This is a genomic window from Candidatus Marinarcus aquaticus, assembly GCF_004116335.1.
GTDB classification, from domain to species: domain Bacteria; phylum Campylobacterota; class Campylobacteria; order Campylobacterales; family Arcobacteraceae; genus Marinarcus; species Marinarcus aquaticus.
On record NZ_PDKN01000003.1, the window covers coordinates 94,546 to 116,694 of the forward strand.

The window sequence follows — 22,149 nt, forward strand, 5'->3', positions numbered from 1 at the left end:
TAAAAAATTAACTATGTAGGAAAAACAATGACCGAAGCAAAATACATCTGGATGGATGGTGAATTTAAAAATTGGCATGATGCTACAACACACGTGTTAAGCCATACGCTTCATTACGGTAATGGTGCTATTGAAGGTACAAAAGCATATAAAACTGTGGATGGTAGATGTGCAATATTTAAACTCAATGAACATACAAAACGATTAATAAACTCAGCAAAAATGACTCTTATAGAGGTGCCTTATTCATTGGAAGAGCTTAACAAAGTTCAAGTAGAACTTTTACAAAAAAATGAGCTTTTTGAAGGTGCTTATATCCGACCATTGGTATACTTAGGTTACGGTGTTATGGGATTGTATCACAAAGATGCACCTGTAAACGTATCGGTTGCTGCTTGGGAGTGGGGAGCATACTTAGGTGAAGAGGGAATGAAAAAAGGAGTACGTGTTAAGATTGCTTCTATGACACGAACGCCTAACACTTCAGGTATGGGTAAAGCAAAAGCGGTTGCGAACTACCTAAACTCTCAAATGGCAAAATTTGAAGCAGTAGAAGCTGGTTATGATGAAGCTTTACTCAGAGATGACCAAGGGTACATCGCTGAAGCATCTGGTGCGTGTTTCTTTATCGTACGAGACGGTGTAGTAATCACACCACCAAACGATAACTCTTTAGAGTCAATCACTCAAGCAACCGTGATTGATTTAGCAAAAGATTTAGGGTACGAAGTTGTACGACGACGAATTACTCGAGAAGAGATCTATATTGCGGATGAAGCATTTTTTACTGGAACTGCCGTGGAAGTAACACCTATTCGAGAAGTTGATTGTCGAATCATAGGTGCAGGGGAAAGAGGTCCTGTGACTGAAAAACTGCAAACAGCTTACTTCGACGCCGTAGCTGGTAAAAATGAAAAGTATTTGAAATATTTAACTTATATAAACTAAGGAAGTGTAATGCCTATAGATAATGACTATTTTAAAAATAGACAACAAAATAGTAACAACAATCAAAACAGTGGAAATGGTGGCGGTGGCTATCAACCTCCATTTGAACCGCCTGAATTTTTTAAAAATTTAGGGAAAAAAGCAGGTTTTATTTATGCCATTGTAATTGTTGTGGCTGTTTTAGTACTTGCCAAACCATTTGTGATCATTGAATCAGGACAAGTGGGGATTCAAGTCACCGCAGGTAAATATGATGAAAAACCATTAAACCCAGGTTTTCACCTCTATATTCCTATCATTCAAAAAGTAATTGTAGTGGATACAAAAGTTCGATTGATGAACTATGCTTCTGTTGAAACGTCAACAGGGTTTGATCAAAGTATAAGAAGCAATCCAGCCATTAACATTCTTGATGCAAGAGGTCTTCCTGTTTCAATTGAATTAACCGTTCAATACAGACTAACTGCTGTGGGTGCTCCTGCAACTATTGCAACATGGGGACCAGCATGGGAAGACAAAATTGTTAACCCTGTTGTAAGAAACATTGTAAGAAACGTGGTGGGTGGATTTAACGCTGAAGAGTTGCCTACACGACGAAATGAGATTGCAACCATGATTGAAAATGGTATTCGAACGCAAATAGAGTCTTTAGAAGGTCGACCTGTTTCTGTTGAATCCGTTCAACTAAGAGAGATCGTACTTCCTCCAAAAATCAAAGAGCAAATTGAACGAGTTCAAATTGCAAATCAAGAAGCAGAACGAGTTCGATATGAAGTTCAAAGAGCACGTCAAGAGGCTGAGAAAAAAGCTGCTTTAGCCAAAGGTGAGGCAGACAAAAACAGAATTGAAGCACAAGGTCGAGCAGATGCAGTGACCATTGAAGCAAAAGCGCAAGCAGCTGCGAATAAAGAGATTGCTCAATCGTTAACCAGAAACCTACTTGAAATGCAACAGATTCAAGTTCAAGGAAAATTCAACGACGCACTTAGAGAAAACAAAGATGCAAAGATTTTCCTCACACCAGGTGGTTCAACTCCAAACATTTGGGTTGATACAAAAGATAAAACACGAGACTCTTCAATCAACAAATAAACTCAAGAGTAGGGAAACCTACTCTTTAGGATATATGCCATGGTCAGAAATATTTTAATCGCCATTCTTGCTATTGTCACCGTAATTTTGTACGACCAAAACAGCGAACTCTCCTCGTATTCAAAAAACATTGAAAAAGAGAATCAACAACTGCGAGTACAACTTCGTCATTTGACATTAGAGACTAAAGAACAAGCGGAGCTTAAATATTTCTCACCATTGTATATGCAAACACAGTTTTACAGTGCTTTGCCCTATAAATATCAATGGTATCTTCAAAATGAGTATCAACACATTGAGAATTATAAAGAACCCGATATGAACAGTTGGATTGATTTTTACAATGAGCTGAATATCTTACCTGAAGTAACCTACGATAAACAAAACGATGACTTATCCATCAGATTACAGATGAAAACAGTCTTTTAAGGAAAAAAATGAATAATGTCAATAAGATTGATTGGAAAAAAATAGAAGGTTTGCTTCCTGTGATTACGCAAGATGCAACTACAAATGAAGTACTCATGTTGGCTTATATGAATAAAGAGGCTCTGGAGTTGACACTTTCAAGTAAACAAGCACACTATTTTAGCCGTAGTAAACAACGACTTTGGAAAAAAGGTGAAAGTTCAGGTCATATTCAAACAGTAAAAGACATTCTCATAGATTGCGATAATGATACCTTACTTTTAAAAGTAGAGCAAACGGGTGTAGCATGTCATACGGGAAGAAAAAGCTGTTTTTTCACTGACTTAGAAAATAATCAAGAGGTACACAAAGTTGAAGTGGATACGACTTTGGCATACGGAGTCATTGATACGTTGTATCACACCATTTGTGAAAGAAAACATGATGACCCTCAAAAATCATACACCGCCAAACTGCTTACAGGGAAACAAAACTCCATGCTTAAAAAGATTGTTGAAGAGGCAGGTGAGTTCACGTTTGCAGTCAAAGACGATGATAAAGAAGAGATGATTTATGAAGGGGCAGACTTGGTTTATCACTGTTTGGTTGCACTTGCAAGCAAAAATATCTCACCCGATCAAATCAAACAAGAGTTGGCTCGTCGATTTGGACTTTCAGGAATCGAAGAGAAAAATTCAAGACCTCAAGAGTAGCCATCAGAACGTAAGTTTAGCTGCGACTAAGTTGCATTTAAACTTAACGTGATATACTTGGAAAAAAATCGAATATAACCAAGGAAATTATCTATGGCGAATGTTTGTCAATATTGCTCTAAAAAAATACCAATAAATAAAGTTTTCTGCTCAAAAGAGTGTAAAGAGAGCTTTTTTCAAATGATAGCAATCAATCTGCCTAAACCATTTTTAAAACGACTCTATTTCTTTTGCAATGATCAAGAGAGAGAAGAAGAGATTAAACAATTTGCGGAGCGTCATCAATGGAGTGAACCACTCGTGCGCGAAAAAATACAGCAACTCAACAGTGAGTACTTTCGATAATGACTACTCTTTATTTCTTCTAAAATATTTCACAATATAACTTAAGCCCATAAATATGAGCAATCCAACAAATACAAAGAGGGCGATTTTTTCTAAGTACATAATAAATCCTTATAGTTGAATCTTTAATTATAAATATTATAACACAGAATTTAGAAACTCGTTGTATTATTTTTTATTATACATACTTTTTTATTCTTATAGTAATAATGTGAGTATTTTTGTTTCTAATTCTTTATTATCTTCATTATAAATGCTTTTAAATATACCCATCAAATCTCATATAAAACCATATAATGATTAAAATATTAAATAAGCAATTTCCAGATTGCAACTGATTTTATATTATTCTATACTTTCTGTGAATTTCATTTCATAAAGGAGAAAAAGATGCCAACAATATCAAAAGTTTTATACATCAAAGTTGGTGGTGTAACGGTGACAAAACTCGAAAACCAAAAGAGAGAACAACTGGTTTCTGGTATTAAAAAATATCCTGTTACACAAGCATATTTATCTAAAACGGGGTTTGTAAATGATGCTCAAGCAGATTTACTTCACCACGGAGGCGAGAATAAAGCACTCTTTTTATTCTCAAAATTGACATATGAAAAAATCAATGCACACTATAATGACAGCTTTGATATGACGGATGTGTCTTATTTTGGAGAAAATATCATACTTGACAATGTGTGTGAAAAAGATATTTGCGTTGGTGATGTTTTAAAAATAGGTGAAACCACTGTGCAAATAACACAACCTCGACAACCTTGTTGGAAATTAAGTGCAAATACGCATCAAAAAGATATGACCAAGTTTATTTTTGAAAGTGGTTTGACGGGCTTTTATGCCAAGGTATTAAAAGAGGGACAAATTTTTCAAAACGATTCGGTTATTTTAGAACATCGTATACATCCCAATTTAACCATCGAAAAACTCAATGAGCTTATACTCAATCCCTTAAAGGATCAAAAGGTTATGCAAGAGGCATTACATTGTGAAGAGTTAGGTTATCAATTTAAAAACTCTTTACAAAAAAGAGACCAATTTAAAAATGACGATACGCAATTTTTAACTTATCACACATAAAAATAACTCATATCATTTAAAATGGAGAAACAATGAGACATCGAACAAAAACACATTTATTGACAAATGCACAAATTGAACAACTGCTTTTAAAAGCACAAGTGGGAAGATTAGGGACAATCAGCCAAGATGGATTTCCTTATATTTTACCCATGCATTTTGTATATTATAATCAAACAATTTATATGCATGGTCTGCCAAAAGGTAAAAAAATTGACAACATAAAACGGCAAACACAAGTCTGTTTTGAAGTGGATGAAATGTTGGGTTTATTGTATGAAAATATTGAAGACCCTTGTGATGTCAATACAGAGTTTAACAGTGTTATTATAGAAGGAATGGCTTCATTGGTAGATGATATCAGTGAAAAAAATCTTGCCTTAAGACAAATTGTTAATAAATTCACACCGCATTTACTGCATAAAGAGATGCCTGAAAAGATGATAAAAGGAACGGCCGTAATCAAAATTGATATTATTAAGTGTGTTGGACGTTATTATAAATAAACAACATATAAATGACAACAACTTTTAAAAAGTTGTTGTCCATGTTTACTCTTTTCTATTTTTTTCATATTCGATTAAAAGTTTTTTTCTTTCAATGCCCCATCTATAACCACTCATAGCACCGCTTTTTGCAATGACTCTGTGGCAAGGAATAAGATAACCTATATGATTTTTCCCAATGGCATTGGCAACGGCACGAACAGATTTGGGTTTATTTAAACGATTGGCCACATCACTGTAAGTAATAATCTGACCATCGGGAATATTAATCAACGCTTTCCAAACATTGATTTGTAAGTTTGTACCTTTTACTAACAGAGGATACTTTTTATTTTTTATAAAAATATTTTCCAAATATTCATTGGCCAATTTCTCATCAAAGATCAAATTTGCATTTTCCCAAAGCTCATTAAACCGCTGAAACACCTCCTCTTTATTATGATCATAAAACCCTAAATAACAAATCCCTTTAAGAGTAAATCCAATCAAAGCTTTTCCAAAAGGTGTCTGACCAAATCCATACGTAATTTGAACATCTTTCCCTTTTTCTTTCCACTCTTTGGGTGTCACACCGATTAAATTGACAAAGAGTTCATGAAGACGGCTTGAACTGGAAAGTCCGATATCCAAACTGCTGTCAAGTATTGATTTGGACTCTTTGATATGCTCTTTCGCATAATTAAGTGTTACACTGTGCAGAAACTGCATGGGTGTGACTCCCACATACTCTTTAAAAACCCTTATAAAATGGTATTTACTCATACCCACATTATGTGCAACTTCTTCAATACTGGGATGCTCTTTAAAATTGGTATCAATATATTGAATCGCTTTTTCTATTTGTTTATAATGATTATTTAAAGGGATATTATCATTCATGGTAACTCTTTACATATTTAGTACGTGGATTTTGTATACACCACAAATTCAGAAGCCAACTCTTCTAACTCTTTATTGATCTTCTCTTGAAGCTTGATGTTATGTATATCATCCAAAATATCACATATTTTATGAGCAATAAATTCAAACTCTTTCTCTTTCATTCCTCGTGAAGTTAAAGCAGCCGAACCAATTCGTACCCCTGAAGTTATAAAAGGACTTCTTCTCTCACCAGGTACTGTGTTTTTATTCACCGTAATCCCTGCATTACCTAAAGCAAGATCGGCATCTTTCCCCGAAAAAGGTTGTTTCAAAAATGACACCAAAACCAAATGATTGTCTGTTCCACCTGATACCAAATCATATCCTCTTTTCAGTAAAACTTCTGCAATGACTTTGGCATTGCTCTTTACTTGTTTTGCATACTCTTTCCATGATGGATTCAATACCTCTTTAAAGGCAACTGCCTTTGCAGCAATCACATGCATAAGTGGTCCCCCTTGTGTTCCTGGGAAAATGGCTGAATTAATTTTTTTACTGATCTGTTCATCATTGGTCAAAATGATACCACCTCTTGGTCCTCTTAATGTTTTGTGTGTTGTAGTGGTGACCACATCTGCATAAGGGAAAGGCGAAGAATGCTCTCCTGCTGCGACAAGACCTGCAATATGAGCAATATCTGCAAACAAAATAGCTCCAACACACTGTGCAATCTCTTTAAACTTTTTAAAGTCAATCTCTCGAGCATATGCACTTGCACCACACACAATAATTTTAGGTTGTGTTATTTTAGCAATATCTAAAACCTTATCATAGTCAATTCGTCCATCCAATTCAACTCCATAATAAAACGATTGATAGTTTTGACCTGAAAAAGAGGGCTTAGAACCATGAGTTAAATGTCCTCCATGAGATAAATCCATACCTAAAATTTTATCACCTGCATTTAAAAGTGCTGCATAAACTGCTGCATTGGCTTGACTCCCCGAATGAGGCTGAACATTAGCATATGTACATCCAAAGATTTCACACGCCCTATTAATAGCAAGTTGTTCAACTGCATCGGCTTGTTCACACCCTCCGTAATATCTTTTATACGGATACCCTTCTGCATATTTATTGGTAAAAACCGAACCCATTGCTTGCATCACTGCTGGGCTTGTGAAATTTTCACTGGCAATCATCTCCAGATGATATGTTTGTCGTTTTAACTCATTCTCGATGGTTTGAAACACTTCGTTGTCGGCTTCTTGCAAGTTTGCTTGAGATATAAAATGCATTGTTTTGTCTCCATTTTTTTATAACTATAACCGTTTTAAAAAAATTAAACAATCTGAAAATTGCTCTTTTTAAAGATTTAAATCTGTTTTTATTTTGTATAAAATGAGCCTAAAAAGAACGACTATAAAACTGACCATTTGCCTCTTAGGTTACTTTTTTTGATAGATTATTTTTTCGCCATTTGTATCATACAGTGGATATTTTTTTTCATTCTTTTTCATCTTTTCAATGATCGCTTCTTCTAAATCAATATCATATGCCATACAAATACGAAGCAAATAAACGGCCACATCGGCTACTTCTTCTTTGAGATGTTCATGTTTTTCAGACGTTAAATTGTCGCACTGTTCAGGAGTGAGCCATTGAAAAATCTCTACAAGCTCAGCCGTTTCAACGCTGAGTGCCATAGCAAGATTTTTAGGATTGTGATGTCTGTCCCAATCACGTTCACGAGAGAATGTTTTGATGATGTTTTGAATTTTTTGCATGTCCATTGTACAACCTTTTGTAACGTTACAACAGTTTATCAAACTCTTTTTTAATCTCTTCTATATCTTCACACCCCACAGAGATACGAAGCAAATTGATGTCCATATCAAATGCTTTAAGTACAGCTTGCCCCTCTTTGCTTTGAATCATATCATAATGTGCCAAGTAAACATAGGGCATCAAAAGTGTAAATTCTGTTCCCAAGCTTGGGCCTTTAGCAAAATTAAGTTGGTCATAGACTTCATCAAATGGTTTATGAAACACCACTGAAATCAGACCACCAAAGGCAGAATCATCTCGTTGTATGGCTTGATAATTGGCTTTACACTTCTCTTGATGAGTATGATAGATGGTTTTAACATAAGGCTGTTTTTCTAAATACTCAACTAACAGTTTGGTGTTATGGTTGATTTTTTTCATACGTGCTTCATAACCACGAATTTCATATGAAATACGTTGTATATCTTGAATATAGGGTTCATCACAATGTTTAAAAAACTCACTTTGCATACAGGAAAAACGCGAGTTTTCATTAAGAATAATGGCTCCCATAAGTACATCAGCATTGCCACATGCAAACTTTGTCAGAGATTCTATAAAGATATCGGCATACGGTTTTAAATCCACATTATAAGGCGTGGCCAACGTAGAGTCAATCACCAAAGGAATATTATACGCATCGCACAGGTTTTTGAGCCATTTAATATCCACTGTTTGAACCAAAGGATTGGTAGGAACTTCCGTAACAATAGCGGAGACCTGTTTCCCATATGACTTGAGATACTTTTCAAGTGCTTTTTTATTGTGAATATCATAAAAGACACGATTGCGTTTAAAGTAGTGTTTCACCACATTCATGGTATCCAAATAGAGCCATCCAAACTGTACAAGAATATTTCTGCTGTTGGCATTTTGAATCGATTTAAGCCCTTTTAATACGCCATAGACTGCATTCATACCCGAAGGTGCCAATGCAATATTTTCTACTGGTTGTTTGTACGCTTTACCCAATATATTAAGAAGCGTGGTTTTAGCAATGTTTGTATCCAGCAACTCTTCTTGATGCAATCTATCAATAACCCCATGCTCATACAAATACTTTTGTGCAAAACGAGAAGAAAGGTTACAGCCCACGTGTTGAATAAAACTGAGCACTTTTTGAAGCTGAGAAGTCTCATTTAAAACCAAAATAACCCCAAAAGGTTCATCAATTTTAAAAGGATTGTGTATAAAATAGGTATCACTTACAAGTTTAACCGCTTTCTTAGAAGAAAGCAACACCACCTCATAACAAGAAGGAACATTGTACTTTGTTTTAAGGTATTGTGCCATGAGTTTTAAATAGGGATGAAGCATAAATCTTGGGTATCCACTTTTAATCTTATCATGGATACCATTTAAACCCTCTTCATAATCTATAACTTCCCTTAATGTAGGGATACTTACAGATACTGCATGTATATTATTTACAGGTAAAGTGGCACCACATGCAATGGGTTTAAAAGTGGTCTTACTCATCTATTTTACTGCTTGTATGATATCATCAATGAGATCTTCAATGTTTTCTAAACCTATAGAGAAGCGCACCGTACTGCCTGTAATACCAATGGCAGCAAGTTCCTCTTTAGAAAATGAAGCATGAGATATTTTAGCAGGGATTTCCACTCTTGAATCAGGGCTTCCAAATGAGCACTTCTCACCAAATATTTTAGTCTTTTCAATGAACTGCTCTGCTAATTCTACGCTTACGAAATCAACGGTGAATACACCTGGGATATACTCCATTTGTTCTTTTGCCAATGCATGCTGTGCATGCGATTCAAGTGCGGGAAAATTCACTGATTTAATGTACGGTTGCTCTTGTAAAAACTTCACAATCTCTAAAGCCGCTTCTTGGTGCGCTTTCATTCTGATTTTTAATGTTGGAATTCCCAATGAAATCAAAAAAACATCCATTGGATTTTGGCTTCGACCATGTGCATTGGCATAGTAATGTATTTGCTCTGCTAACTCTTGCGTTTTTGCTACAATCGCCCCTGCAACTACACTTCCATGACCACTGACATATTTTGTGGTTGAAAATAAAGAGAAGTCGGCACCCAATTCAAGTGGACGTTGAGACATAAACGTTGCCAATGAATTATCCACTGCAAATAAAGCACTGTTTGCTTTACACACTTTTGCAACGGCTTTTAAATCAATGATTTTAAGCCCTGGGTTGGTTGGAGATTCACACAATACCAACTCGATTGGATTGTTTTTCAAAATACTCTCTAAGGTATCTAATTCTAAAAAATCAGCAAAGTGTACGGTAATATTGTATTTTTCTTTAAATACTTTAAGCAGTCTAAAGGTTCCACCATAACAATCGGCTTCCACTAAGATATGAGAGTTGGCTTTTAACACCGTTTCAAACAGCAGTGCCACAGAGGCAATACCTGTATGCGTACAAACGCATCCTGCTCCACCTTCAACTTCAGTAAAGAGGTTCTCTAAGACTTCTCTGGTTGGGTTATCACTTCGAGTGTAGTCATAAATTTTATCACCCTTTTGTTTCTTTAAATCAAATGTACCTGTGTTATAAATAGGAAAGTGGGAAGCACCAAAAGGGTCCTTAATCTTTGAAAATTCTTGTAAGTGTGCAAGCTGTGTCTCTATCTTTTTTTGCATGGTTGTCCTAACATTTTTTGGCATTATAGCCAATGATTTATAATGTTTAGATATAAGAAAGATTAGAGGTGCTTATAATAATGCAACCGTACAGAGGAGATTCCTCTGTAAAATGGCTATAGATTAGTGGCTACAACCACATCCTCCATCGTTTTTCTGAGCTTGTGTAGCACCTGCTGTTGAGCATGCACTTACCCCTGGAGGTGTGTTTGGTTGAATGGCTGCATTGTCTGCCCCACCACCTGCATTCACAGCATCAATTTGTGCAATCAATGTTTCTGCTGCTTTCATATATCGTTTTCCTGAAAGGCTCTCTGGATAGTGATAAACAATTGGTTTACCCTCATCCCCGCCTACTCTGATGGATGGTTCAATAGGAATGTTTCCAAGAACTTGTGTATCATACTGTTTTGCTAACTCTTCACATGTTCCTTGTCCAAAAATGTCTGATTCTGTTTCACAGCTTGGACATACAAAGCCGCTCATATTTTCAACAATACCGGCAATAGGAATATGCAGTTTTTTAAACATGTCTAAACTTCTTCGTGAGTCATCCAGTGCAACGTGTTGTGGTGTGGTTACATTGACTCCTGCTGTTACAGGAACACTTTGAGCCAACGTTAATTGAGCATCCCCTGTACCTGGAGGCATATCAATAAACAGAATATCCAACTCTTCCCATAAAATATCTCTTAAGAGTTGTTCGATGGCTTTCATGATCATCGCACCTCTCCAAATAAGGGCTTGTCCCTCTTCCATAAGTGAACCCATAGACATCACATCAACACCATACGCTTTAAATGGTTTCGCTTTATTTCCAACGACTTCTACATCTTGACCTTGAAGTCCCATCATACGAGGAATATTTGGTCCATAAATATCGGCATCTAAAATTCCTACTCGTTTTCCTTGCATGGCTGCAGCTACAGCTAAGTTTACAGTGGTGGTTGATTTACCCACTCCACCTTTTCCTGAACTGACCATTACAAAATTTTTAATTTGAGGTGCTACGTTTTTGCCACTCATTGAGTTGCTTTGTTGTTTAGGTGCTTCGGGTTTTTTAATCTCTAATTTGAGATCATCAACACCCACTTTTTGCATACATGCTGTGATGTCTGCACGAAGTTGTTGCTCAACATCTTGCGCACTTGAAGTGATTTCTATACTTATGTCCACACCACTTCCATTGACTTGTACATCTTTTACAAAGCCAAAGTCCATGATTGATTTGTTGAATCCCGGATATAAAACAGATTGTAATTCATTTTTAATATCAGCTACTGTTGCCATATTTGTTCCTTTATATCGTTAGTTTTTCGTATTGTATGTTAAATAGGATAATTTTTATCTTAATTAGACGGTTTAATTCCAAAATTTTCTATTAAAAAGGTATTATAGTCAAATTTTGCTTTAGTTCAAAAATAAAAAAGGCTTGGATTTTAGCCCAAGCCTTCGTTATTTTTACTCTTTTAAAAAGTGTTTATTTGCTTCCCATTGTTGCTGGATGCTTCTCCACAATTTGTTGTGTGATTTTATACGAACAAAATTTTGGTCCACACATAGAACAAAACTCTGCTTCTTTAAATACATCTTGAGGCAATGTTTCATCGTGGTACTCTTTTGCTCTCTCAGGGTCTAAGCACAACTCAAATTGTCTGTTCCAGTCAAAAGAGTATCGAGCATCTGACATCTCATCATCAATGTCTCGTGCCCCTTTTCTTCCTCGTGCAATGTCTGCTGAGTGTGCCGCAATTTTATACGCAATAATCCCTTCACGTACGTCATTTGCATTGGGTAATCCTAAGTGCTCTTTTGGTGTTACGTAACATAACATAGAAGCCCCATGCCATCCACCAACGGCAGCACCAATAGCAGAAGAGATGTGATCGTAACCTGCTGCGATGTCTGTTGTAAGTGGTCCTAGAATATAAAACGGTGCTTCATGGCAATACTCTCGCTCTAATTTCATGTTTCGCTCAATTTGATTTAATGGCACGTGTCCTGGTCCTTCAATCATTACTTGAACATCTTTTTCCCATGCTCGCAGTGTCAATTCACCTAGGACTTTAAGCTCACCTAGTTGTGCTTCATCACTTGCATCTGCTAAACATCCTGGTCGTAAGGAGTCTCCTAAAGAGAGTGATACATCATATTTTTTACAAATATCTAAAATATCGTCATACGCTTCATAAAATGGATTCTCTTTATGATAGTGCATCATCCAAGAAGCCATGAGTGAACCACCTCGCGAAACGATACCCATTTTACGTTTTGCAACGTGTGGCATCATTGACAGAAGAAAACCTGCATGAATGGTGAAATAACTCACCCCTTGCTGTGCTTGTTTTTCAAGTGTTTTAAGCATCGCTTCAATTGTTAAATTGTTGATGTCATTCCCACAATCATGAATAATTTGATAAATAGGTACCGTACCTACAGGCACAGTTGAGTGGGCAATAACTGCTTCACGAATGGCATCCAAATCGCCACCCGTACTTAAATCCATAATGGTATCTGCACCATATTTAAGTGATACATCTACTTTTTCAATCTCTCCGTCAATATCCGAAGCCAGTGCAGAAGAACCAATGTTTGCATTGATTTTACACGTAGAGGCCATACCAATTGCCATAGGGTTAAGGTTTCTGTGATTTACATTGGCTGGTATAATTAAACGACCTCGGGCAACTTCACTTCGTACAAGTTCGACGTCTAGATTTTCTACTTTTGCTACATACTCCATGTCTGGCGTAATAATGCCTTGTTTGGCATAATACATTTGCGTTCTTACTTCATCATTTTTATGATTGTCTAGCCAATCTCTCATAATATAAATCCTAATCTAAATTTTCAAAAATTATAGCAGATTAAGATTAGAAAACCTTAATTTACAAAACTAAATTAAAGATATTATCTGCGACGTTTCATTTTGTATTATGTCTACTTTATGTAAAGATTAAGTGAGATAATTAATTTTTTTATCGATGAGGGCTTAAGTTTTGTTTCAATATACTATGTAACTTTTTTACACAAAGGAGTAGAGTTGGGTAACATTACACTTGTAATGCTGTGTGCTGGGTCTTCTAGTAGATTTGGTCTGTCTGCCAAGAAGCAATGGTTAAGGACTGAACACAATCCTTTGTGGTTATTTGTTACAAACAAATTATCTTCTTATTATGATTTTGACAAAATTATTGTCGTATCTTCCCACCATGAACTGAACTATATGCAAAACTTTGATGACCAATTTCATTATGTAGCAGGTGGTCAAACACGTCAAGAGTCGATGAAAAATGCGCTTCAAAAGGTTACGAGCGAATACGTGATGATTTCAGATGTTGCACGAAGCTGTGTGCCATCGCATGTGATTGATGCGTTGGTTTCAAACAAAGGGAATGCTGATTGCATTGTTCCATATTTAAATGTCAGTGATACAGTGGTGTATGAGGATGAGACGATTCATCGTGAAAATGTTAAACTCATACAGACACCTCAACTGTCCAAAACAGCCAAACTCAAAGAGGCACTGAACTCTTCAAAAGAGTTTACAGACGACAGTTCAGCGATTAAAGATGCTGGTGGTACCGTTAAGTATATTCTGGGAGATAAAGCTTCAATGAAGTTGACCTTTGATGAAGATTTAAAACACCTAAGCTGTGTAAAAGCGCCATCAAATGCAACCTTTGTGGGCACTGGTTTTGATATCCATCCTTTTGAAGAGGGCAAAAAGATGGTTTTAGGGGGCGTTGAAATCGACGTACCGTATGGATTTAAAGCGCACAGTGACGGTGATGTTTTAATTCATTCATTGATTGATGCCCTTTTAGGAGCAGCAGGTGCAGGAGATATTGGAGAGTTTTTCCCCGATACGGATGCTCAATATAAAAATATTGATTCAAAAAAATTATTAACAGAGATTGTGGCGTTTATTTATAGCGTGGGTTATGAGATTGTCAATGTGGATCTGACCATCGTTGCACAACAACCTAAAATAAACCCTTATAAACACAACATAAAAACGACCATCTCAGAACTGTTAAACATACCAAAACAATGTGTGAATATCAAAGCGACCACAGCAGAAAAGCTTGGTTTTGTAGGGAGAAAAGAGGGAGTTGCTGTACAAAGCAGTGCAGCGTTGAAATATTATGATTGGAAGTGTTTATGAATATATTAATCATTGAAAATGAGGTCTACTTAGCCCAAAAAGTTGTCTCAAGGTTACTTGATGACGGTCACCAGTGTGTCTATGCTGAAACAGCAAATGCCATTCCGGATGAAACAGATTTTGATATTGTTCTTTTATCCACATCCATGCCCAACATCAACTGCAGTGAAATCATCAAAAAATTTGAAGACTCTATTGTGATTTTATTGGTTTCTTACATCAGTGATGAAACGGTAACAGACCCAATTAAATCTGGAGCCAAAGATTATATCATGAAGCCATTCATCATGGATGAATTGCTTCGAAAAATCTACCACTTTAAAGACTGTAGACAGCTCAAACAAGAGCTCAACAATATGCGTCAATACCTAGAGTTTATTTTCCGAGATATTGATTTAGAAGATACGCCACTGCACTCACACTTCCCACTGCTGATTGAAACCAACTCACAAAAGTGTGTGGACAAAATTGCTTTTGAATTCTCTTATAAACTCAATACGCCTATCAGCTTTATCTCTTTATCTAAAGATAACTGGCAACGTGATATTCAAAACTCTAAGCCTAAAGAACTTCTTTATTTAACCGATTATCATACGCTTAAAAAATCAGCCAAAGATAACTTAAATGCCATCATTGAAGACAAACAGTGTATTTTATGTTCACTGGAATCTGAAGATGACTTTCCGTATGAAAAAACGAAATTGAAAAGACCTGACATGGTAGTGATTAATGATAATATCATGACCATTAACGATTATGTGAAACTCATGGTTGTATCGTTTCAAAGCAAATACCCTGATACGGAACTCTCTAAAAAACTGGGGATTTCACGAAAATCTCTTTGGGAAAAGAGAAAAAAACTGGGTATTGAGAAGAAAAAGTAAGGACACCTTTTGCGAAAACTATTTTTAACTGTTTTTTACACTGGGCTTAGCCCAAAAGCACCCGGAACCGTTGGAAGCCTTTTGGCTTTAATCTTGGGACTGGCACTGCTTACATTTATGTCTGTATCCAACCTTTTTATGCTCTCTGTGTTAATTACTGTTATTGCAGTTAAACAGATTGATGCGTATGAAAAAGAGGTCGGAGAGCACGACAGTAAAGAGATCGTCATTGATGAACTTGTAGGAATGTGGATTGCCCTTTCTGTATGTAATATCACCATGGATAATATGCTTTATATGGCGCCGTTGGCATTTATTTACTTCCGACTCTTTGATATTTGGAAACCATCTATTATTGGTAAGATTGATGAGAAGATTGAAGGTGGTTGGGGTGTCATGGGTGATGATATTATTGCAGGGATTGCGGCAGGTGTTGCCACTGCAGGTACCTACCAACTCTTGGTAAAATTCATCTTATAACGAATTTCAGCGTCAAATGAGCGAATTTATTCGCTCACTTAGACAACTAAGCTCACTCACAAATTAACTCCTCTTCCTTGAACTTCATTACAATATGAATTTTATATTTATCTTCCTACTTTATTGTAAAACTTATATCATCCAAATCGAACCCTATCTTGTCAACTAATATTCTTAGTCTAGTAAGTATTGAGTCTGCACTTAGATTTGTATACATATGAAATCCATCAATAGCAAAACTATCTTTATCTTTCGATACACCATCATAATCATAATGATGTTCAAATACTATTTGTTTAAACTTTACTTGATCTAATTCTGATAATTCAAGATTAACATCAATAAAAAACTCTTTCCAACTTTTTACACTTTTTTCTTTTTCATCCATAAATCTATATGTAATTATTTTTTCTCCAGCAAAACTTACATCTTCATCACTTAAAGTGTAAAGTTTAAATTTTTCATTATCTTCTTCTGGTATAAAGTTTGTACTTGGATACTCCCAGATTTTAAGAGCTCTGTCTTTTAATATATTTGCTCGCTGAATAATTGTATTCTCATTCCATATTTCACATTCTTTTATATATTCATTTAAATATAGTCTACTATGTTTAAAGCCTTTCTCCATATCCCTTTTCTCTTGAAATGGTCTATTGCTCATTTCTGAGTTATATCCTGTTAACGTAATATTCCCTATCGTATGTAGATATTTATGATAAATTTCATCATGCTTTTCACCTAGCATATTCCTCCACTTATTATTTAGCTTTCTAGGCATAATATGCTCTATTGTTAACTCATTATTATTAATAAGATGTTCAAGTTCAACTCTTTCTTTGTTATTATAGTTTTCTAATTGTTCTAATAAAAATAATTTGTTCTTATTCTTAAAATTATAAATATCTTTTAACATAATTTTTTCACTAAATTCATCATTTTCTGGGAATCTTTGAGAGAGTCTTTTTTTAACCAATACATATTTGAATATATCAACATAGTTATTCTCATAATTATTATATCTTTTGATTTCTCTTCCCAATACCATAAATATTTTATTTAAAGCATTAGTAGGTACTTCACAAATTAGCCTTCTAAAAACATAATTTACTATTATATTTAATATTGACTCCACATCTTGTTCATTAATGATTTTTTCTTCTTTATCATGCATTACTTCCATTATAAATGGATATGTTACTATACTTTCTAATTTATTGATTTTATATATAATTTTGCTTATAGTATTTGAATTACTACTACTATTGATTATTGCTTTATAATATTTTGAAAATTGTAATAAGTCTTTCAGTAATGGTTCAACATTATCTATATCTTCTATTGTAAAAAAATTCTCATTTACATATTTTTTAAAATGAAAATATACTTTATTCTTATTAGGGATTGCTCGTTCTTTTATTGTTAAATAGTCTCTTATGAAATCACTAACATTATAGTTAGTATTTTTTTCTATTCTATTCCAATAGTCATTGTAAAATTCCTCTTGTTTACTTGGTGTTTCTTTCATTAAAATAAAATTTCTTACTTTGTCTGCTTCTGTTAAATCTAAACCTGTTGAATTAAGACTTTCAAATATTAATTGGGGGTCGTCTTCACCATTTTTTAATTCTATTTCTACAATTACTAATTGTCTTATAGCTGCAAATAGTTGCTCTAATGATATTTCTTCCTCTAAAATTCTATTATAAAAATATTTATAATTAATTGTAATATTTGAATTTTCAATAAAGTCTTCTTCATCTTTAAAAAGTGCAGAAAAGGCTTCTTTGTCATTTTTAACTGGTTTTAAACGTATTTTTTTTTCATCATTTGAATATTTATTTATTAAATACTCATCTTTTATTTGTTCTTTTTTAATTGTAGTATCCAATAATTCTTTTTCAATTATTTTATACATTGCTAATAAACATAGTGATAAAGTTGTTACTCTTTGTTGTCCATCAATAATTAAATATTCTCTATCTTCTCCATTATCATTATATATTGATACTAGTGAGCCTAAAAAGTGTGTACGGCTATTTTCAGACACATCAATTAAATCATTAAACAATTGCTTACAGTGTTCTTGTTTCCAATCATAATTACGTTGATAAACAGGTATAACAAAATGTTTATCAGAACCTTCTAAAAAGTGTAAAAATCTTCTTTCTTTTGCTTTCATAATATACCACCATATTGTTTTATAAAATAAGTATATTATTTAAATAACTTAATAGTCATAAATTTGCGTCATTTTAGTTTTTAATTTTATAACTGTAACTTAACTACATAAATAGCTAGTTATGTTTAGATTCAAGGCAGAAGGGAATTTTAGTGAAGGAGCTTACTGAAGTAAGTGACTGAGCTACAATTCATCTTCGAACGCCGAAGATGAATATAAATAGCTGTTTTAGTGAATTATTTTACTATTTTTGCAAACTCAGCGAAGATATACTTCGACTCATGAGGTCCTGGTGAAGCCTCCGGGTGATGCTGTACTGAGAAAATCGGTTTCCCTTTATATCTCACACCCTCAATCGTATTATCAAATAAGTTTTGATGCGTAACTTCGGCAATCTCAGTGATGTTATCAGGCACATTATAGTTGTGGTTTTGAGCCGTAATCTCAACCACCATTGTCTCAGGATTTGCCACGGGGTGGTTACCACCGTGTTGACCAAATTTCAACTTATATGTGTCATATCCATGTGCAATCGATAACATTTGGTGTCCCAAGCAAATAGCAAAGATTGGGATATTTTTATCAAGAAGTTTTTGAACTTCTTTTTTCTCTTCAACCAATGTCAATGGATCTCCAGGACCATTTGACAAGAAGATTCCGCCAATTTCACCTGCGTTAAATCGTTCAATTAACTCTTCAGCTTTGAATGTTGAAGGTACCACTTCTACTTCAAGTCCTGATTCAACAAGCTCATTTAAAATGTTTCTTTTCACACCAAAGTCAAGTACCACAACTTTTTTATCACTCATCACCGCTTTATTATACGCCATTTTTTCATGGTTCCAAGCACCATATTTATGAATGTAAGACTCTTTTGTAGAGACTTGTTTGATGTAGTTAATCTCTTCAATTCTAGGGCTGTTCGCAAGCTCTTTTGCCAACTCCTCTTTTGAAAAGATTTCAGTTGAAGCAATCATCATCATTGCCCCTTCATCTCTTAACATTTTTGTCAAAAAACGTGTATCAATGTTGCAAATACCCACCACATTGTATTTTTTCAGTAGTGTATCCAAATCCCCTTGTGAACGGAAATTTGAGTGTTCATGATGATAGTTTCGTACCAATACACCTTTACAGTGTGCTTGAGCACTCTCCATATCATCTTCATTGACCCCAACGTTACCAATTTCAGGCATTGTAAACGTTACAAACTGTCCTGCATAACTTGGGTCAGTGATAATCTCTTGGTATCCTGTCAGTGAAGTATTAAATACAATTTCACCCACTGTTGTACCAGTAGCACCAAATGAATCTGCTTCTAAAAACGTTCCATTTTCTAAATATATCCACACTTTTTGCATGTTACATCAATCCTCTTTTAATCAATTCTTCTTCGTATAATCTTTGATAGATTAAGTCGTACTCTTCTGTTCCTGGTATCAATTTTCGTTTATAGTTTTTAATCTTTTTAAACACGGCATCATCTGCTAATTCAAACCCTTTGATAAACTCATCAATTGAAGCGAAAATCACATTTTTAACTTGGTTATCTGAAACCGTATAGTGAATAAAGTCCTCTTCCCATAAATAGTCTAAAATTTGGTGTGCAATATCAGAAAATCGATCTTCACTGTTTAAAATAACACCGGCTTCATTGGCCATTCTTTTTTTAGCCATCCAAAAAAGTTGTCGGTAATCTGCGTTATAAAACTCTATATTATCCTCTTGTTGTTGCAGTACTTCATCTACTTTTTCGTCTAGATCCAACTCTCTTTCAATATCGGTATCCAGAATTCTTTCCACTTCTCGTGCAATGCTGTCTTTCTCTTTTCTGATTTCAACAAAAGGACAGTTCACTAAGTCTTTAGCAATTCTTCTTGATATATAAGGCGTGTGATGTAACTTCATTTTCATAGGCTTATCCTCTTATAATTGTATCGTCTCTTTCTGGTGAGGTAGAAACTATACCCACTTTTACATTCGTCAATTCTTCAATTTTTTTAATATATTTTTTTGCATTCTCTGGAAGTGCATCAAACTCTCTGCATCCAACAACACTCTCCCAACCATCAAACTCTTCATAGATAGGTTTTACACTCTCTAAATCGGATGGCATATAATCAATTCGCTCACCGTTTAAATCATAGGCAACACAAATTTTGATTTTAGGGAATCCATCTAAAACATCCAGTTTCATTAATGAAAGCTGGTCACAACCATTGAGTCGTGCAGCATGTTTAACAGCAATCGCATCAAACCAACCACATCGTCGCCCTCGTCCTGTTGTAACGCCCACTTCTTTACCGATGCTGGCAATCTTTTGCCCTTGCTCAGTGAAGTCTTCAGATGGAAACGGTCCATTTCCTACTCGAGTTGTATAGGCTTTAACAATACCTGTAACCACGCCAATATCTTTTGGCGAAATTCCTAACCCTGTACACGCACCTGCACTCACACAAGATGAAGAGGTAACGTATGGGTATGTCCCATGGTCGATATCAAGCAGTGTACCTTGAGCACCCTCTAACAATATCTTTTTGTTTTGGTCAATTGCTTCCCAAATCATGTTTGTTGTGTTGGCAATATATGGCTCCAGTTTTGCTTTGTATGAACTTAACAGTTCAACCAACTCAGCTTTGTTTGGTGTATCAATCTCTAATACATCAAAAATTGCTTTGTTTTGCTCAAAGTACTCTACAATACCATCAGCTAATTTTGTTGGGTTTAACAACTCACCTACTCTAAAACCTGTTCGACTGATCTTCTCAGAGTATGCAGGTCCGATACCTTTACCTGTTGTACCAATAGCTTTATCCCCTTTAAGCTTCTCTTTTGCTTGGTCTATTAACGCATGGTATGGTAAATTTAAGTGCGCTTTATCAGAGATAAAGAGTCGCCCTTGTAAATCATTGAACTGCTCCATCTCTTTGATAATGGCTTCCGGAGAGACAACCACTCCATTTCCAATGATGTTAATGGCCTTTGGATTTAAAACTCCTGATGGAATCAAGTGTAAAGCGTATCGTACACCATCTACCCAAATCGTATGTCCTGCGTTGTGTCCACCTTGACTTCGACACACCACATCATACTTTTGGGCAAGCATGTCCACCATCTTACCTTTTCCTTCATCTCCCCATTGAATACCTACAATTACATCTGCTTTCATCTTAATCCTCTAAAACTTTTAATAAATTATCTGAATATAGTGCAAACCCTAAAGAGTTCATCCCTTCACTCTTATAACTTCCACCGTTACACAGTGTTAAATTTTTATCTATCACTCTGTAATAAATATCATCATAATATTTCATGCACCCGTAATACAGCGGTGCAATCACAATATTGGAATATTTTATACCTAAAGCTACGTTGAGCAATTTAACCAGTTCTTCTTTGATACTGCTTGGTGCTAACTTGATTGCTTCTTCTAAGTCTGTACTGCTTTTTACTTTAATCAGTGCTTCCAACCAAGGAATATTCAGTTCAAACAGTTTTGCAATCTCACCGTTTTTAAATAGCTCCATATCCAAATCCAACTCTTGGGCAACAAGCTTTGGAATATTGATATTAGAAATTTGCAAAATAGGTGCAATCTTCAACTCTTTTAAAATCGTTGCGGTTAATGCAATGATGTCTGAAATATCATCGTGGTCAATCCACTCACACCCTATTTGGTAATCTTCTGTTGAAGGGTATGAAAATACCGGTTGAATATAGAACCATTTTTTGTGTGAAGTGGTTCGCCCTAAACGTTTGGTGATGATTCGTACCACATCCAACGTTGAATCCGCTCGTAGTGCGACTTGCTCATTTTGTTCATCTGAAAATGTAATAAGCTTTCGGTCGTTTTCTATACTTTGGTGTTGAGAGTATGAGAAGTTGGGTGTAATCACCTCTTCAAACCCTTGCTTATAAAGTACGTCACTTACTTTGTTCTCTAAGGCTCGCTTTTTTTTTGCAGTCTTACCAAAGTAGAGTCGGCTTCCTTTAGGTATCTCGTGTTCAAAAATCATTC

22 protein-coding genes are annotated in these 22,149 nt (G+C 35.2%); 10 read left to right on the forward strand and 12 right to left on the reverse strand.

Annotated elements, in window-relative coordinates; all coding sequences use genetic code 11:
- The first annotated feature begins 27 nt into the window (after positions 1-27).
- The 7 genes from CRV04_RS05345 (at position 28) to CRV04_RS05375 (ending at position 5,101) form a co-directional block, all read left to right on the forward strand.
- On the forward strand, positions 28-948 hold the full coding sequence (locus CRV04_RS05345; RefSeq protein WP_128995794.1) for a branched-chain amino acid transaminase: 921 nt from the start codon (positions 28-30) through the stop codon (positions 946-948).
- A 9-nt stretch (positions 949-957) separates the two neighbouring features.
- Positions 958-2,040: an SPFH domain-containing protein gene (locus tag CRV04_RS05350; RefSeq protein ID WP_128995795.1), complete on the forward strand. Its 1,083-nt coding sequence runs from the start codon at positions 958-960 to the stop codon at positions 2,038-2,040.
- A 39-nt stretch (positions 2,041-2,079) separates the two neighbouring features.
- Positions 2,080-2,469: a hypothetical protein gene (locus CRV04_RS05355; protein ID WP_128995796.1), complete on the forward strand. Its 390-nt coding sequence runs from the start codon at positions 2,080-2,082 to the stop codon at positions 2,467-2,469.
- An 8-nt stretch (positions 2,470-2,477) separates the two neighbouring features.
- On the forward strand, positions 2,478-3,161 hold the full coding sequence (hisIE, locus tag CRV04_RS05360) for a bifunctional phosphoribosyl-AMP cyclohydrolase/phosphoribosyl-ATP diphosphatase HisIE (protein ID WP_128995797.1): 684 nt from the start codon (positions 2,478-2,480) through the stop codon (positions 3,159-3,161).
- Positions 3,162-3,254: 93 nt separating this feature from the next.
- Positions 3,255-3,506 carry a DUF2116 family Zn-ribbon domain-containing protein gene (locus tag CRV04_RS05365; RefSeq protein WP_128995798.1) on the forward strand — a complete coding sequence of 84 codons (252 nt, stop codon included), beginning with the start codon at positions 3,255-3,257 and terminating at the stop codon, positions 3,504-3,506.
- 390 nt (positions 3,507-3,896) lie between these two features.
- On the forward strand, positions 3,897-4,595 hold the full coding sequence (locus CRV04_RS05370) for an MOSC domain-containing protein (RefSeq protein WP_128995799.1): 699 nt from the start codon (positions 3,897-3,899) through the stop codon (positions 4,593-4,595).
- 32 nt (positions 4,596-4,627) lie between these two features.
- On the forward strand, positions 4,628-5,101 hold the full coding sequence (locus tag CRV04_RS05375) for a pyridoxamine 5'-phosphate oxidase family protein (RefSeq protein WP_128995800.1): 474 nt from the start codon (positions 4,628-4,630) through the stop codon (positions 5,099-5,101).
- A gap of 45 nt (positions 5,102-5,146) precedes the next feature.
- Here the strand turns inward: CRV04_RS05375 and CRV04_RS05380 are convergent, their stop codons facing one another.
- The 7 genes from CRV04_RS05380 to thiC all read right to left on the reverse strand — a co-directional run bounded on the left by CRV04_RS05380 (position 5,147) and on the right by thiC (position 13,247).
- Positions 5,147-5,980, reverse strand: a complete 834-nt coding sequence (locus CRV04_RS05380) for a bifunctional helix-turn-helix domain-containing protein/methylated-DNA--[protein]-cysteine S-methyltransferase (RefSeq protein WP_128995801.1) — start codon at positions 5,978-5,980, stop codon at positions 5,147-5,149.
- A 17-nt stretch (positions 5,981-5,997) separates the two neighbouring features.
- The gene (locus CRV04_RS05385) at positions 5,998-7,260 is read right to left on the reverse strand and encodes a serine hydroxymethyltransferase (protein WP_128995802.1); all 1,263 of its coding nucleotides are present in this window, start codon (positions 7,258-7,260) and stop codon (positions 5,998-6,000) included.
- A 150-nt stretch (positions 7,261-7,410) separates the two neighbouring features.
- Positions 7,411-7,755, reverse strand: a complete 345-nt coding sequence (locus CRV04_RS05390; protein ID WP_128995803.1) for a nucleotide pyrophosphohydrolase — start codon at positions 7,753-7,755, stop codon at positions 7,411-7,413.
- A 19-nt stretch (positions 7,756-7,774) separates the two neighbouring features.
- Positions 7,775-9,268: a PLP-dependent transferase gene (locus tag CRV04_RS05395; RefSeq protein ID WP_128995804.1), complete on the reverse strand. Its 1,494-nt coding sequence runs from the start codon at positions 9,266-9,268 to the stop codon at positions 7,775-7,777.
- The gene (locus CRV04_RS05400; RefSeq protein ID WP_128995805.1) at positions 9,269-10,420 is read right to left on the reverse strand and encodes a trans-sulfuration enzyme family protein; all 1,152 of its coding nucleotides are present in this window, start codon (positions 10,418-10,420) and stop codon (positions 9,269-9,271) included. It abuts the gene before it with no gap.
- A 123-nt stretch (positions 10,421-10,543) separates the two neighbouring features.
- Positions 10,544-11,710, reverse strand: coding sequence for an Mrp/NBP35 family ATP-binding protein (locus tag CRV04_RS05405; RefSeq protein WP_128995806.1), 1,167 nt, complete (start codon positions 11,708-11,710; stop codon positions 10,544-10,546).
- Positions 11,711-11,900: 190 nt separating this feature from the next.
- Complete coding sequence (thiC, locus tag CRV04_RS05410; protein ID WP_128995807.1) at positions 11,901-13,247, reverse strand: phosphomethylpyrimidine synthase ThiC; 1,347 nt, start codon at positions 13,245-13,247, stop codon at positions 11,901-11,903.
- 216 nt (positions 13,248-13,463) lie between these two features.
- Between thiC and CRV04_RS05415 the strand changes: the two genes are divergently transcribed.
- From CRV04_RS05415 to CRV04_RS05425, 3 genes are read left to right on the forward strand one after another with little or no spacing between them, the layout of a single operon-like run.
- On the forward strand, positions 13,464-14,588 hold the full coding sequence (locus tag CRV04_RS05415; protein ID WP_128995808.1) for a bifunctional 2-C-methyl-D-erythritol 4-phosphate cytidylyltransferase/2-C-methyl-D-erythritol 2,4-cyclodiphosphate synthase: 1,125 nt from the start codon (positions 13,464-13,466) through the stop codon (positions 14,586-14,588).
- Positions 14,585-15,472 (forward strand): response regulator, encoded by an 888-nt coding sequence (locus CRV04_RS05420; RefSeq protein ID WP_128995809.1) that lies wholly within the window; start codon positions 14,585-14,587, stop codon positions 15,470-15,472. Before CRV04_RS05415 ends, CRV04_RS05420 begins: the two co-directional genes overlap by 4 nt.
- A gap of 9 nt (positions 15,473-15,481) precedes the next feature.
- Entirely contained in the window at positions 15,482-15,952 is a 471-nt protein-coding gene (locus CRV04_RS05425) for a phosphatidylglycerophosphatase A family protein (RefSeq protein WP_128995810.1), read from the forward strand.
- A gap of 115 nt (positions 15,953-16,067) precedes the next feature.
- On the opposite strand, the gene CRV04_RS05430 is transcribed toward CRV04_RS05425, so the two are convergent.
- From CRV04_RS05430 to CRV04_RS05450, 5 genes are all read right to left on the reverse strand, one after another.
- The gene (locus tag CRV04_RS05430) at positions 16,068-18,131 is read right to left on the reverse strand and encodes a DUF262 domain-containing protein (protein WP_128995811.1); all 2,064 of its coding nucleotides are present in this window, start codon (positions 18,129-18,131) and stop codon (positions 16,068-16,070) included.
- Between the two features lie 236 nt (positions 18,132-18,367).
- Complete coding sequence (gene carA, locus CRV04_RS05435; RefSeq protein ID WP_128995812.1) at positions 18,368-19,492, reverse strand: glutamine-hydrolyzing carbamoyl-phosphate synthase small subunit; 1,125 nt, start codon at positions 19,490-19,492, stop codon at positions 18,368-18,370.
- A 1-nt stretch (position 19,493) separates the two neighbouring features.
- On the reverse strand, positions 19,494-20,045 hold the full coding sequence (locus tag CRV04_RS05440; protein WP_128995813.1) for a DUF507 family protein: 552 nt from the start codon (positions 20,043-20,045) through the stop codon (positions 19,494-19,496).
- A 4-nt stretch (positions 20,046-20,049) separates the two neighbouring features.
- A complete protein-coding gene (locus CRV04_RS05445; RefSeq protein WP_128995814.1) occupies positions 20,050-21,300 on the reverse strand; it encodes an adenylosuccinate synthase in 1,251 nt (416 codons plus the stop codon).
- 1 nt (position 21,301) lies between these two features.
- Positions 21,302-22,147, reverse strand: a complete 846-nt coding sequence (locus CRV04_RS05450) for an ATP phosphoribosyltransferase regulatory subunit (RefSeq protein WP_128995815.1) — start codon at positions 22,145-22,147, stop codon at positions 21,302-21,304.
- Positions 22,148-22,149: the final 2 nt, after the last annotated feature.